General features: G+C 73.0%; 12 protein-coding genes. 6 read left to right on the forward strand and 6 right to left on the reverse strand.

Going from position 1 to position 13,135, the window contains the following annotated elements; all coding sequences use genetic code 11:
* The first annotated feature begins 110 nt into the window (after positions 1 to 110).
* The 3 genes from AAG742_RS10065 to AAG742_RS10075 all read left to right on the forward strand — a co-directional run bounded on the left by AAG742_RS10065 (position 111) and on the right by AAG742_RS10075 (position 3,323).
* A complete protein-coding gene (locus AAG742_RS10065) occupies positions 111 to 1,775 on the forward strand; it encodes an L-lactate permease (protein WP_298712285.1) in 1,665 nt (554 codons plus the stop codon).
* 113 nt (positions 1,776 to 1,888) lie between these two features.
* Positions 1,889 to 2,605 (forward strand): FCD domain-containing protein, encoded by a 717-nt coding sequence (locus AAG742_RS10070; protein WP_298712281.1) that lies wholly within the window; start codon positions 1,889 to 1,891, stop codon positions 2,603 to 2,605.
* A 457-nt stretch (positions 2,606 to 3,062) separates the two neighbouring features.
* Complete coding sequence (locus AAG742_RS10075; RefSeq protein WP_298712277.1) at positions 3,063 to 3,323, forward strand: hypothetical protein; 261 nt, start codon at positions 3,063 to 3,065, stop codon at positions 3,321 to 3,323.
* Positions 3,324 to 3,406: 83 nt separating this feature from the next.
* Here AAG742_RS10075 and AAG742_RS10080 read toward each other — a convergent pair whose 3' ends face one another.
* On the reverse strand, positions 3,407 to 3,907 hold the full coding sequence (locus AAG742_RS10080; RefSeq protein ID WP_298712275.1) for a DUF456 domain-containing protein: 501 nt from the start codon (positions 3,905 to 3,907) through the stop codon (positions 3,407 to 3,409).
* A gap of 31 nt (positions 3,908 to 3,938) precedes the next feature.
* Entirely contained in the window at positions 3,939 to 5,408 is a 1,470-nt protein-coding gene (locus AAG742_RS10085) for a helix-turn-helix transcriptional regulator (RefSeq protein ID WP_298712273.1), read from the reverse strand.
* Between the two features lie 277 nt (positions 5,409 to 5,685).
* Between AAG742_RS10085 and aceA the strand changes: the two genes are divergently transcribed.
* Positions 5,686 to 6,981 (forward strand): isocitrate lyase, encoded by a 1,296-nt coding sequence (aceA, locus tag AAG742_RS10090; protein WP_298712271.1) that lies wholly within the window; start codon positions 5,686 to 5,688, stop codon positions 6,979 to 6,981.
* A 47-nt stretch (positions 6,982 to 7,028) separates the two neighbouring features.
* Positions 7,029 to 8,711, forward strand: a complete 1,683-nt coding sequence (gene aceB, locus AAG742_RS10095) for a malate synthase A (RefSeq protein WP_298712269.1) — start codon at positions 7,029 to 7,031, stop codon at positions 8,709 to 8,711.
* Between the two features lie 76 nt (positions 8,712 to 8,787).
* Here aceB and AAG742_RS10100 read toward each other — a convergent pair whose 3' ends face one another.
* Positions 8,788 to 9,207: a DUF456 domain-containing protein gene (locus AAG742_RS10100; protein WP_298712267.1), complete on the reverse strand. Its 420-nt coding sequence runs from the start codon at positions 9,205 to 9,207 to the stop codon at positions 8,788 to 8,790.
* 89 nt (positions 9,208 to 9,296) lie between these two features.
* On the reverse strand, positions 9,297 to 9,770 hold the full coding sequence (locus tag AAG742_RS10105; RefSeq protein ID WP_298712264.1) for an Lrp/AsnC family transcriptional regulator: 474 nt from the start codon (positions 9,768 to 9,770) through the stop codon (positions 9,297 to 9,299).
* Between the two features lie 115 nt (positions 9,771 to 9,885).
* Here AAG742_RS10105 and ald point away from each other — a divergent pair, with 115 nt between their 5' ends.
* Entirely contained in the window at positions 9,886 to 11,028 is a 1,143-nt protein-coding gene (gene ald / locus AAG742_RS10110; RefSeq protein WP_298712261.1) for an alanine dehydrogenase, read from the forward strand.
* An 82-nt stretch (positions 11,029 to 11,110) separates the two neighbouring features.
* On the opposite strand, the gene pdxT is transcribed toward ald, so the two are convergent.
* Positions 11,111 to 11,776: a pyridoxal 5'-phosphate synthase glutaminase subunit PdxT gene (gene pdxT / locus AAG742_RS10115; RefSeq protein ID WP_298712258.1), complete on the reverse strand. Its 666-nt coding sequence runs from the start codon at positions 11,774 to 11,776 to the stop codon at positions 11,111 to 11,113.
* A 39-nt stretch (positions 11,777 to 11,815) separates the two neighbouring features.
* On the reverse strand, positions 11,816 to 12,931 hold the full coding sequence (locus tag AAG742_RS10120) for a hypothetical protein (RefSeq protein ID WP_298712255.1): 1,116 nt from the start codon (positions 12,929 to 12,931) through the stop codon (positions 11,816 to 11,818).
* Positions 12,932 to 13,135 lie beyond the last annotated feature (204 nt).

A 13,135-nucleotide genomic window follows, 5' to 3' on the forward strand; every position in this document is an offset into this window, starting at 1 on the left:
TGCACGCCATATAGCGTCTGCGGTCAGACCACAGCGGTCCGTCCACACGGATGCGAGACCTCGCGACCCCGCCCCACCCCGGCCCAGCGCCCCACCCCCAAGGAGAACGCGTGCCCACGTTCACCGCGACGACCGACGCGGTCGCCGGCAACCTCGGCCTGTCAGCCCTGCTCGCCACCCTTCCGCTGATCACCTTCTTCGCGCTCCTGCTCGCGCTCAAGGCCAAGGCGTGGCAGGCCGCCCTGGCCTCCCTGGCGGTGGCCCTGCTGGTGGCTGTGCTGGGATTCGGCATGCCCACCGGACTGGCGCTCCTCTCCGCGACCCAGGGAGCGGTCTTCGGCCTCCTCCCGATCGTGTGGATCGTGGTGATGGCGCTGTGGTTCTACCAGGTCACGGTGCTCTCGGGCCGCTTCGAGGACATGCGCGCCATCTTCGACTCGGTCGGTGGAGGCGACGTCCGCATCCAGGCCGTCCTGATCGCGTTCTGCTTCGGCGGCATGCTGGAGGCACTGGCCGGATTCGGCGCCCCGGTGGCCATCACGGCGACCATGCTGCTCGCCCTCGGCCTCCCGCCCCTCAAGGCCGCGACGGTCGTGCTGATCGCCAACACCGCCCCCGTGGCGTTCGGCGCGGTCGGCATCCCGATCACGACGGCCGGCCAGCTCACCGGCATCCCCGCGGCGCACATCGGTGCCGTCGTCGGCCACCAGGCCCCCTTCGTCGCCGTGCTCGTCCCGTTCCTGCTGGTCTTCCTGATCGACGGGGTCCGGGGCGTGCGGGAGACCTGGCCGGCACTGCTCGTGATCGGCGGCGCCTTCTCCGTCGGCATCTGGTGGTCCTCGACGCACTTCTCCTACGAGCTGACCGACGTCGTGGCCTCCCTGCTCGCGATGGCCGCCGCCGTCGTCCTGCTCCGGTTCTGGCGCCCCCAGGGCGCGGCCGCGGCCGGCCAGCGCCTCGGCGTGCGCACTCCGGCACGAACGGAGGCGCTCACCCCGGGGCGCGTGTGGATGGCGGTGCTGCCCTACCTGCTGGTGGTGGCCGTCTTCGGCGTGGCGAAGCTCTGGACGCTGGGGGTGGACGTGCCGAAGCTGCTGGCCTCCAGCAACGTGAAGATCCCGTGGCCCGGCCTGCACGGGAACCTCGTCGACGGGGCCGGCGCGGCCATCTCGTCGACGGTGTACTCGCTGCCGTGGCTGTCCTCTCCCGGAACCCTGCTGCTGATCACCGGCCTGCTGGTCGCCGCCGTCTACGCGGTCCGCGACGGAGGCGGCCGCTACCGCCTCTCCTTCACCGACGCCCTCGCCGAGATCGGCCGGTGCTTCTGGCGCATGCGGTGGTCCGGGCTGACGATCGTCCTGGTGCTCTCCCTCGCCTACGTCATGAACTTCTCCGGCCAGACCCTGGCCATGGGCACGGCCATCGCCGGCGTGGGCGGGGCCTTCGCGTTCCTCTCCCCGGTCCTGGGCTGGCTGGGCACCGCCGTGACCGGCTCGGACACCTCGGCCAACGCGCTCTTCGCCACCCTCCAGCAGACCGCCGCCGAGAACACCGGGCTGGACCCCGCGCTCATGGTCGCCGCGAACACCTCGGGCGGCGTCGTCGGCAAGATGATCTCCCCGCAGTCCCTCGCCATCGCCGCCACCGCGGTCGGCATGGAGGGACAGGAGTCCAAGATCTTCCGCACGGTGGTGCCGTGGTCCGTGGGCCTGCTCCTGCTGGTCTGCCTGATCGTGTTCCTTCAGGCGACGGTGCTGCACGGCATGCTCCCGTGACCTCCTGCCGGACCGGCGCCGGCTGAGCGCGCCCGCAGGATCCACTATCCTGCGGGCACGGGTGCGCGGGGCCGCGCTCACCCCCGCCCCGTCCGCCCTGTCCAGGAGTCACCGTGCCCGCCCAGCCCTCGTACACCGTCATCCTCGACTGGCTGGAGGACGAGCTCCGCGGAGGCGGGCTCTCCGTCGGGGACAAGCTCCCGGGAGAGCGCGCCCTGGCCGAGCGCTTCGGGATCTCGCGGACCTCGGTCCGTGAGGCGACGCGCATGCTGGACGCCATGGGCCTGCTGCGGGCCTCGGCCGGCTCCGGCCCGAACGCCGGGACCATCCTGGTCTCCCAGCCCTCCGCGGCCCTCGCCTGGGCACTGCGCATGCACATCGCCACGCGGGCCCTGCCCATGGCGGACGTGGTCACCACGCGCGTCCTCCTCGAGACGGACGCCGCGCGGGCCGCGGCCCGCGCGGCCCAGGGGGCGGACGACGCCGCCCGCGCCGCCGCGCTCGACGACGCGGAGGCCCTCGTGGACCGGATGGACGACGAGGCCCTGCCCGCGGAGCAGTTCCACCGCCTGGACGCCGAGTTCCACGTCCTCCTCGCGTCGCTGGCCCGCAACGTGGTGGTGGAGACCGTCATGTCGTCGCTGCGCGAGGCGACCATCGGGTACGTCCAGGAGACCGTTGCCCTGCTCGACGACTGGCAGGACGTCCGGGCCGGACTCCAGCGGGACCACCGCGCGGTCCTGGCGCACGTCCGCGCTCGGGACGGGGACGCTGCCGCCGACGCCCTGCGCTCGCACATCCTGGGCTTCTACTCCCTCGCCGTTCGGTAGCCGCGCTCCGGCGGGCACGATCGCCCGGCGGCCCACGCCCATCCACGAACTCAGGGAGCCGGAGGCGGAGACGTTGTGGTGCGCCGCGAGCGGCACGGCGGCGGCGAGGAGGGCGGCGTCGGTGAGCTCGTCCGGCACGAAGCCGGTGGCGCGGAACTCCAGCCCCCGCTGCCGCGCCTCCTCGGCGAGCTCCTGCACCAGGGAGTCGTGGCCGGCGGACACGGGGCCCAGGGCGGTCACGCGCCGCGGGGCCTCGGAGCCGGGGCCCCACTGGCGGTGCAGCTCGGCGAGCGCCTCCAGCGCCACGGCGTGCCCCTTGCCGGGGTAGAGGTAGCCGAACACCACCACGTCCCGCTCCAGGCCCTCCAGATGCGGGGGCAGCGCGGGCCGCGGCGCCGCGACCGCGGCCCGGCGGTCCTCCACGGGCAGCGGCACCACGTGCGCGTCCACGTCCACGATGTCCGCCAGGAGGCTGCGCTCGTGCTCGGAGGAGACGACGACGGCGGCCACGTGCCGCGCGATCCGCGCGGACATCGTGGCCGACGTCGCCGGGCTGGACCCGGAGCGGGTGCGCGCCTGGACGTTCGTGCGCCTGGTGCTCAACGCCGTGGACGCGGCGGAGGAGGGTGAGGCGAAGACGGGTACGCCGAAGAACAGCGCGGAGGCCGACGCCTTCCGCACCCACATGATCGGGCTGGCGGGAGCCTTCGCGAGCTGACGGGCGTGCGGGGCTGCCCCGACCCCGGAACGCCGGGCGGCGCGCCCGCTCAGACTGACGGGACGCTCAGTCCGGCGCGCCGCTCAGGCGCTGAGGAAGTGCACCACGACGCCGATGCCCACCGAGGCGAGGGCGAGCATCGCGCAGCCGAGCTCCACGAGGATGCCCAGCCCCATGGCCTTGAGCGTGCTCCACGAGCTGGCGAGCGCGGCGCGGCCGTCCTTGAGGCGCGCCCACTGCGAGCCGAAGAGGCCGAGCGCGAAGCCCAGGAAGAGGCCCACGATCGGGACCACGAAGAAGCCGATCGCGCCGCACACCAGGCCCACGAGGATCGGGCCGCGCGGGACGCGCTCGCGGCGCAGACGCCGTCCGGTGAGCACGGCGGAGGCGCCCATGCCGGCGATCGAGAGGCCGGCGGCCACGAGGCCGAACGTCCACGAGGCGGTCGAGCCCAGGATCCAGGCCCACGCGATCGCGGTCACGAGGTTGAGGGCCGAGCCCGGCAAGATCGGGTAGACGGTGCCCACCAGCCCCACGAGGAGCAGGAGGAGGGCGAGGACGGAGACGACGATCGCGAGGGTCACGTCCCCAGTATGGGCGAGGGTCCGCCGTCGCTCAGCCGCGCTCCTGCGCCTGCAGGAACTCGAAGACCTGCACCTCGTCCACGCCCGGGAAGGCGCCGCTGGGCATGGCCGCCAGCAGGTGGGCGTTGGCGCGGGCCGCCGGCCACGCGTTGCCTCCCCACGCCGCCTCGAGCTCCGGGGAGGGCGTGCGGCAGCACGTGGGATCGGGGCAGCGGCTCACGCTGCGCGCCGTCGTCTCCCGGCCCTGGAACCACTTCGCGTCGTCGAACGGGACGCCCACGGTGAGGGAGTACAGGCCGGTGGATGTCGGCTCGACGACGGCGGCGCACCAGAAGGTGCCCGCCACGGTGTCCGTGTACTGGTGGAAGGAGCCCAGCCGGTCCGCCACGTCGAACACCTGCCGCGAGGTCCACTCCCGGCACGCGGGCTGCCCCTCGATGGCACCGATGTGGTCCGTGGGGAAGCGGACGCCGTCGTTCTCGTACGCCTTGTGGAACACCCCGGAGTCGCTGACCTTGGCGAAGTGGCAGCGGATGCCCAGGTGCTCGGTGGCGAGGTTGGTGAAGCGGTGGGCCGCGGACTCCCAGGAGACGCCGTAGCGGTCCCGCAGGTCGTCCACGGAGAGCTCGCGGCGCTCCTTGGCCTCCTTGAGCGCGCGCACGGTGCTCTCCTGCGGCATCATCAGGGCCGCCGCGAGGTAGTTGGTGAACACGCGCTGGCGCAGGAACTCCGAGTAGTCGCGCGGCTCGCCGTGGCCGAGCACGGCGGAGCAGACCGCCTGGAGCAGCACGGCGCGCGGGTCGTGCGCCGGGCGCCGCGAGCGGGCCAGGTAGATGCGCCGGTTCTTCAGGTCCGTCACGGAGCGGGTGGAGTGGGGCAGGTCCGGGACGAACCGCACGGAGAAGCCCACGTGGTCCGCGATGGCGGAGACGTCCTGGTGGGTCAGCGGGCCCTCAGAGTCCCGGACGACGGCGCGCAGCGCGCTGGCCTGGCGCTCCAGGTCCGCGTAGTGGTTGCCGCGGCGGCGCATCTCCTCGCGCAGCTCGCTGTTGGCCCGGCGCGCCTCCTCGGGCGTGGAGACGCGCTCGGCCATCTGCCGGTCCAGCTCGGCCTGCAGTCCCGCGATCACCTCGAGCACCTCGGTGGGCGTGCCGACCCCGACCTTGACGGGCGGCAGGCCGAGGCGCGCGAAGAGGGGCCCGCGCTGGGCGCGCTCCACCGCGATCTCGAGGGCGGCGCGGCGGCTGGGGACGTCGGGGCGCAGCAGCTCCTCCACGCCGACGCCGAGCGTCTCGGCGAGGCGTCCCACGAGCTGCAGGCGCGGCTCGCGCCGGCCGTTCTCCACGAGGGAGAGATGGGAGGCGGTGACGCCGGCGGCCTCGGCCACCTGGGCGAGGGTGCGCCCGGACTCGCGCCGCAGGTGGCGCAGGCGGCGGCCGAAGACGAGGGGGTCGACGGCGCCGCCTCCCGCGTCCGCCGCCTCGATGCGGGTCGGTTCCATGGGGCCAGCGTAGGGGGGCGAGGGCCACTCCGGTAGGCCTTTCAGTCATTTTTCTAGAAGTTTCCGGGCCCGCAGACCCTCATTCCCTGAGTTGACGCGTCAATCTGGCCGGAAACGCTGATTTATGACAGGCGGACAAAACGGCCCGTTGTTCTTCCCGGAATCGTCTTCCAGACCCGTACGAGCGGGTCCAGAGTGAGAACACACCCCGGGGAACGGGACGCCGCGACGAAGCGGCCGATCGCTCCTCCCACCCCCTCCCGAGAGGACAGCGATCATGACCGAGCAGACCGCCCCCACCGCCGAGCAGCTCGCCCAGCAGTGGGCGACCGACGCCCGCTGGGCCACCACCGAGCGCACCTTCTCCGCCGAGGACGTCGTCCGCCTGCGCGGCCGTGTCCAGGAGGAGCACACCCTGGCCCGCCGCGGCTCGGAGAAGCTGTGGAACCAGCTCACGAAGGAGCACGCCGGCGGCGAGTTCACCAACGCCCTCGGCGCCCTCACCGGCAACCAGGCCGTGCAGCAGGTCAAGGCCGGCCTGCGCGCCGTGTACCTCTCCGGCTGGCAGGTCGCCGCCGACGCCAACCTCTCCGGTCACACCTACCCGGACCAGTCGCTGTACCCCGCGAACTCCGTGCCCACCGTGGTGCGCCGCATCAACAACGCGCTGCTGCGCGCGGACCAGATCGAGCACTCCGAGGGCATCCAGTCCGTCGAGGACTGGCTCGTGCCGATCGTCGCCGACGCGGAGGCCGGCTTCGGCGGCCCCCTCAACGCCTACGAGCTCATGAAGTCCATGATCGTGGCCGGCGCCTCGGGCGTGCACTGGGAGGACCAGCTCGCCTCGGAGAAGAAGTGCGGCCACCTGGGCGGCAAGGTGCTCATCCCCACCGGCCAGCACATCCGCACCCTGAACGCCGCCCGCCTCGCGGCCGACGTCGCCGACGTCCCCTCCGTGATTATCGCCCGCACCGACGCCGAGGCCGCCACCCTCATCACCTCCGACGTCGACGAGCGCGACACGGAGTTCATCACCGGCGAGCGCACCGCCGAGGGCTTCTACAAGGTCCGCAACGGCATCGAGCCCTGCATCGCCCGCGCCAAGGCCTACGCCCCCTACTCCGACCTCATCTGGATGGAGACCGGCACCCCGGACCTGGAGCTGGCCCGGAAGTTCGCCGAGGCCGTCAAGTCGGAGTTCCCCGACCAGATGCTCTCCTACAACTGCTCGCCGTCCTTCAACTGGCGCAAGAACCTGGACGACGACACCATCGCCAAGTTCCAGCGCGAGCTCGGCGCCATGGGATACACGTTCCAGTTCATCACCCTGGCCGGCTTCCACGCCCTCAACCACTCCATGTTCGACCTGGCCAAGGGCTACAACGAGCGCCAGATGTCCGCGTACGTGGAGCTGCAGGAGCGCGAGTTCGCCGACGAGGCGCGCGGCTACACCGCCACCCGTCACCAGCGCGAGGTGGGCACCGGCTACTTCGACGCCGTCTCCACCGCCATCAACCCCGACTCGTCCACGGTGGCCCTCCGGGAGTCCACCGAGGCCGGCCAGTTCCACTGAGCCGTTCCTCCCCCGACTGCGAACCGCGAAGACCCTAGGAGCAAGCCATGATGACCCTGCAGACGAGCTTCGGCGACAGCACGCTGAACGGCGTGCGGGTGCTGGGCGACCCCGTCCCCGGCCAGAGGGAGATCCTCACCCCGGAGGCGATCGACTTCCTGGCCGCCCTGCACCGCGCGATGGAGCCGCGTCGGCGGGAGCTCATGGGGCTTCGCGAGGAGCGCCGGGACCGCATCGCCGGGGGCGCCACCCTCGACTTCCTCCCCGAGACCCGCAAGGTCCGGGAGGACGCGTCGTGGCACGTGGCGCCCCTGGCCCCCGGCCTGAAGGACCGCCGTGTGGAGATCACCGGTCCGGTGGACCGGAAGATGACCATCAATGCGATGAACTCCGGCGCCCGCGGCTGGCTCGCCGACTTCGAGGACTCCTCCACCCCCTCCTGGGAGAACGTGATCGCCGGCCAGGTGAACCTGCGGGACGCCATCCGCGGGACCATCTCCCTGAGCGCCGGCGGCAAGGAGTACCAGCTGAACGGTGAGGCCCTCACCGACCACCCCACCATCAACGTGCGCCCCCGCGGCCTGCACCTGATGGAGGACCGCATCGAGGTGGACGGCTCGCCCGTGTCCGGCGCCCTCACGGACTTCGCCCTGTACTTCTTCCACAACGCGAAGGAGCTCGTGGCCCGCGGCCGCGGCCCGTACTTCTACCTCCCCAAGACGGAGTCGCACCTGGAGGCGCGCTGGTGGAACTGCGTGTTCGTCCGGGCTCAGGACCTCCTGGCGGTGCCGCAGGGCACCGTCCGCGCCACCGTGCTGATCGAGACCATCACGGCCGCGTTCGAGATGGAGGAGATCCTCTACCAGCTGCGCAACCACGCGGCCGGCCTGAACGCGGGCCGCTGGGACTACATCTTCAGCATCATCAAGACCTTCCGCGACCGCGGCGCCGACTTCGTGCTCCCCGACCGCTCCGAGGTCACCATGACCCAGCCGATGATGCGGGCCTACACCGAGCTGCTGGTGCGCACCTGCCACCGGCGCGGCGCCTCGGCGATCGGCGGCATGGCCGCGCAGATCCCGAGCCGCAAGGACGCGGAGGCCAACGCCGCCGCCCTCGAGAAGGTCCGCGCGGACAAGAGCCGCGAGGCCGGCGACGGCTTCGACGGCTCCTGGGTGGCCCACCCGGACCTCGTGCCCGTGGCCATGGAGGTCTTCGACGGGGTGCTGGGGGAGGAGCCCAACCAGATCCGCACCCGCCGCCGCGAGGACGTCGTGCCGGACGCCGCGGCCCTCATCGACGTGAGGTCCACGGTCGGCTCGATCACCGAGCGGGGGCTGCGGACCAACATCGAGGTCGGCATCCGCTACCTCGAGTCCTGGCTGCGGGGCAACGGCGCCGCCGCCATCCACAACCTCATGGAGGACGCGGCCACCGCCGAGATCTCCCGCTCGCAGCTCTGGCAGTGGGTGAACGCCGGCTCCACCGCGAAGCTCACCGACGGCGGGGAGCGCACCGTGACCCGCGAGTGGGTGCAGCAGCTCACCGACGAGGAGTTCGCCGCCATCGAGCGCACCGAGGGCGACCGCTTCGACGACGCACGGGAGGTGTTCACCTCGGTGGCCCTCGCGGAGGAGTTCCCGGACTTCCTCACGCTCCCGGCCTACGAGAGGTTCCTCTCGGCCGAGGCCCGCGCCCGTCGCGAGGCCACGGGCGGCACGCCCGCCTGAACCGCGGAGATCACGCGCCACGCCGCCGCCGCCTGCCCCTCCCGGGGCGGGCGGCGGCGTCGTGGTGGGCCGGCGCTCAGACGGCGGCGCGGACGATGATCCCGAGGCCCATGGTCTTGAGGGCGTTGACGGAGCTGGCCCTGGCGGCGCGGCCGTCCTTGAGGCGCGCCCACTGCGAGGCGAACAGGCCCACCGCGAAGCCGATGAACAGGCCGACCACGGGGAGGACGAAGAAGCCGATGATCGCCCCGACGACGCCGGCCATGATCGGCCCGCGCGTCACCTTCTCCCGGCGCAGCGAGCGGCCCGTGAGCACGGCGGACGCGCTCAGGCCCGCGATCGCCAGGCCGGCCGCGACGATGCCGAACGTCCAGGAGGCACTGGACCCGAGGATCCACGCCCACGCGAGGGACGGGATGAGGATCGAGCCGGGCAGGATCGGGTAGACCGTGCCGACCACCCCGACCATGATCAGGAGGACGGCAAGGAGGGACACGGCGATCGCGAGGGTGGTCGCCGCTCCAGTATGACGGGCCGCCCAGGGAGAGCAGGCGCCGCTGCCGCCGGCGGGCGGGCCGCGCCCGCTCAGCCCCGCTGCCAGGGCCGCTCGCCGTGCTCGTGCCGGAACACGAGGGAGGTGCGGGTGGAGGCCACGGCCGGATCCGCCGAGAGGTTCTTGAGCACGAACCGGGAGACCTCCTCCGAGTCCGCGACCGCCACGTGGAGGAGGAAGTCCTCCTCGCCGCCGAGGAAGAACACCTGGAGCACGCCGGGCAGCGCGCGCATCTGCTCGAAGAGCTCCTCCATGCGGTGGCGCGCCCCCGGGCGGATGCGCACGGAGATCAGCGCCACCAAGCCGTTCCCCAGGGCGGCCGGGTCCACCTCCACGGTGAAGCCGCGCACGGCGCCGGACGCGCGCAGCGCCTTGAGCCGGGCCAGGCACGTGGACGGCGCCACCCCGAGCTCCTCAGCGAGCGAGGCGTTGGTGCGGCGCGCGTCCTGCCGCAGCAGCTCGAGGAGCCGCCGGTCCACCCGGTCGAGGGACTGCAGATGCTTCATGGTTCCGGCCTCACTGTGAGCTGTGCGTTGACGATTCTGTCCAATTCTGCCGTCCTCGCGCACGATCCTTCGGCACCTGGTCCGCAATGCCGTCGGGACGGCTAGATTCGCCGCCATGCTGATCGGAGTGCCCACAGAGGTCAAGAACAACGAGTTCCGCGTCGCCCTCACGCACAGCGGCGTCCTGGAGCTGGTCCGCCGCGGCCACGAGGTCCTGGTGCAGGCCGGCGCCGGCGTCGGCTCCGGCATCCCGGACGAGGCCTACGCCGAGGCGGGCGCCCAGCTCGTCGGGAGCGCGGACGAGGTCTGGGAGCGCGCGGAGCTCGTGCTGAAGGTCAAGGAGCCCGTGGCCGAGGAGCACCACCGCCTGCGCCGCGGCCAGGTCCTCTTCACCTACCTCCACCTCGCCGCCGACGCCGAGGGCACCCGCGCCCTCCTGGACTCCGGCACCACCGCGATCGCCTACGAGACCGTCACCCGCGGCCGCGCCCTGCCGCTGCTGGCCCCGATGTCCCAGGTGGCCGGTCGCCTCGCCCCCACGGCCGGCGCCTACCACCTCACCCAGGCGCAGGGCGGCTCGGGCGTGCTGCTCGGCGGCGTGCCCGGCACCCGCCGCGGACGCGTGGCCGTGATCGGCGCGGGCGTCGCGGGCGAGAACGCGGCCGTCGTCGCCGCGGGCATGGGCGCGGACGTGACCGTGCTGGACATCAACCTGGAGCGCCTCGCTCAGCTGGACGCCACCCACAACGGGCGCTTCCGCACGCTGGCCTCCTCCCACCTGTCCATCGCCGAGACCGTGGCGGACGCGGACCTCGTGATCGGCTCCGTGTTGATCCCCGGCGCGACGGCCCCCAAGCTGGTCACGGCGGAGATGGTGGAGGCGATGCGCCCGGGCACCGTGCTCGTGGACATCGCGATCGACCAGGGCGGCTGCTTCGAGAACTCCCGCGCCACCACGCACCAGGACCCCACGTACCGCGTGGGCGAGCAGGTCTACTACTGCGTGGCCAACATGCCCGGTGCCGTGCCGCAGACCTCCACGGCCGCCCTCACGAACGCGACCCTGCCCTACATCCTGAAGATCGCCGACGCCGGCTGGCGCGCCGCCCTCTCCTCCGACGAGGGATTCGCCGCGGGGCTCAACGCCCACGAGGGCTCCCTCACCCTGCGCTCCGTGGCCGAGGCGCTCGCCGACCCGCTCGGGCTGGACGCGGAGACGGACGTGCGCGTCACCGCGGACGTGCTCGCCGAGGCCTGATCCGACCGACGACGCGGGGCCCGGACGGTCGGATCCGTCCGGGCCCCGCGTCGTCCGGGCTCACTGCCCGAGAGCGTCCGGCTCAGAGGCCAGCGAGGAACTCCCGGTGGAAGGACCAGTCGCCGGTGACCTCGGGGTGGAAGCTCGTGGCGAGCAGGCGCCCCTGGCGCACGGCCACGGGCAGGCGCGCGTCGTCGTCGAGCCCCAGCCCCGCAGGGTCCACGGACAGGCGCGAGGCCGGCACGCTCGCCAGGACCTCGACGCCGGCGCCGGCTTCCAGCACTGCGGGCGCGCGGATGAACACGGCATGCACCGGGTCCGCCGAGACGGCGGGGATGGCGAGGTCCTCCTCGAACGAGTCCACCTGCGCGCCGAACGCGTTGCGCCGCACCGTGACGTCCAGGACGCCGAGACTGCCCTGGCCCGGGGCAGGGTTCTGGATCCCGTCCGCCAGCATGATGAGGCCGGCGCACGTGCCGTAGGCCGGCAGGCCCGCGCAGAGGGCCGCGGCGAGCGCGTCCTTGAGCGCCATGATCCGCGCGAGCCGGTCCATCACGGACGACTCCCCTCCAGGCAGGACGATCCCGTCGAGCCCCTCGAGGTCGGCGGGGCGCCGCACCAGCCGGGTCTGCGCGCCGAGCGCCTCGAGGACGTGCACGTGCTCGCGGACGTCGCCCTGGAGCGCGAACACCCCGACGAGCCTCCCGTTGCTGGAACCCTGGTCGCCGTCCGGCCGCGTCGTCGTCATTCCCCTGATGCTAGCCCGCCCCCTCCCCCGAACGAGGTGTCACGAATCGTTGGCATCCGGGCCGCATTCCAACGATTCGTGACAATTCGTCTGCGCGGAGAGGACGGCGCCGCGGCGGAGGAGGGCGGCGCGCAGGTCGGCCGCCATCCGCTCGAACCCCGACGGCGTCCACACGTCCCCGGCCACCCGCAGACAGGTCCAGTCCGACGCCTCGAGACGGCGCACGCGGCTGATGTCCTCCCGGAACTGGGCGACGTCCGTGCGGTGGTGGTCGCCCTCGTACTCGAGGCACACGCGCGACTCCTCCCACACCAGGTCCGGCATGATCCACGACCCGCCCCGGAGCGTGACCCGCACGTTCATCCGCGGCTCCGGGAAGCCGGCCCCCACCAGCCGCAGCCGCAGCCGGCTCTCCGCGGGCGATCCGCTGCCGTCCCGCAGCAGCGGCAGCGCTGCCCGCATCAGGCGCACCCCGCGCACGTTCCGCCGCTTCCCGACGACGGCGGCCAGTTCCGCTCGCGTGCATCGCGGGTGCTCGCCGGGCTCCTGCCTGGCGGCCGCCCCGTGCGCGGACTGGAGCAGCGACTCCCCCGCCACCACGAGGTCCTCGAGGGCACGCTCCTCCACGAGGGGCGGGACGGACCGTGGGTCACCCCACGGGACGAGCTGTGTGGCCAGGTCAGTCCAGGTCCATGCCGCCGACGTCACGGGGACGCCCGCGAGACGGGTGACGGGGGCGGCCGGGGGAAGCGTGTGGGGACGGACGCCGCGAGGACGGGGGCGGCCGCCGGCGTCGATGCGCTTGGACAGATGGAGCGGGGAGAGCGGGTCCAGCGCCGACGGCAGCCAGATCCCCCAGACCCACGCGGCGGTGGCGTGAGTGACCACGGCGTCCCCGGGCGTGAGGTCCGTCAGCGCTCGCAGGTGACCGATCCGGTCGACGGGACCCGGTCCGATCGCCCGCAGACCCCACGCCGGGGCCGCGAGGTCGGACGCGCGCAGGCGCTGGGCCGTCGCACCGGCGGCCCGCAGGTTGCGGACGGTGTGCACCGGTGCGGCGTCCGGGGTCTGGAGGCGCCGGGGCACGGGGGCGTCGTCGTCGTGGTCAGGCGGCGGGGAGACGGGGGACGGGAGCGGCCGGGGCGGGCGGGTCATGCCCCCAGCGTGGCGACCGCCGAGCGCGGCGGGCGGACCGCCGTCGTCCTCGGTGGACGAGGCGGGCCGGCCCGGCACGTGTGCAGGAGCGGTCCTCCCCCACCCGCAGACCCACGCAGATGAGGTGTCACGAAGTGTTGGTATCCGTGGCGGATACCAACACTTCGTGACACCTCGTTCGGAGGGGAGGGAGGGGGGTGGGGT

Origin of the sequence: Micrococcus sp. 2A, from assembly GCF_039519235.1 — a bacterium.
GTDB lineage: Bacteria > Actinomycetota > Actinomycetes > Actinomycetales > Micrococcaceae > Micrococcus.

Excerpts from the sequence above, each read along its gene's own strand:
- AAG742_RS10075 (WP_298712277.1), top strand. The coding sequence starts at position 3,063 with ATGTCCGCCAGGAGGCTGCGCTCGTGCTCGGAGGAGACGACGACGGCG.
- AAG742_RS10085 (WP_298712273.1), bottom strand. The coding sequence starts at position 5,408 with ATGGAACCGACCCGCATCGAGGCGGCGGACGCGGGAGGCGGCGCCGTC.
- aceA (WP_298712271.1), top strand. The coding sequence starts at position 5,686 with ATGACCGAGCAGACCGCCCCCACCGCCGAGCAGCTCGCCCAGCAGTGG.
- aceB (WP_298712269.1), top strand. The coding sequence starts at position 7,029 with ATGATGACCCTGCAGACGAGCTTCGGCGACAGCACGCTGAACGGCGTG.
- AAG742_RS10105 (WP_298712264.1), bottom strand. The coding sequence starts at position 9,770 with ATGAAGCATCTGCAGTCCCTCGACCGGGTGGACCGGCGGCTCCTCGAG.
- ald (WP_298712261.1), top strand. The coding sequence starts at position 9,886 with ATGCTGATCGGAGTGCCCACAGAGGTCAAGAACAACGAGTTCCGCGTC.
- pdxT (WP_298712258.1), bottom strand. The coding sequence starts at position 11,776 with ATGACGACGACGCGGCCGGACGGCGACCAGGGTTCCAGCAACGGGAGG.
- AAG742_RS10120 (WP_298712255.1), bottom strand. The coding sequence starts at position 12,931 with ATGACCCGCCCGCCCCGGCCGCTCCCGTCCCCCGTCTCCCCGCCGCCT.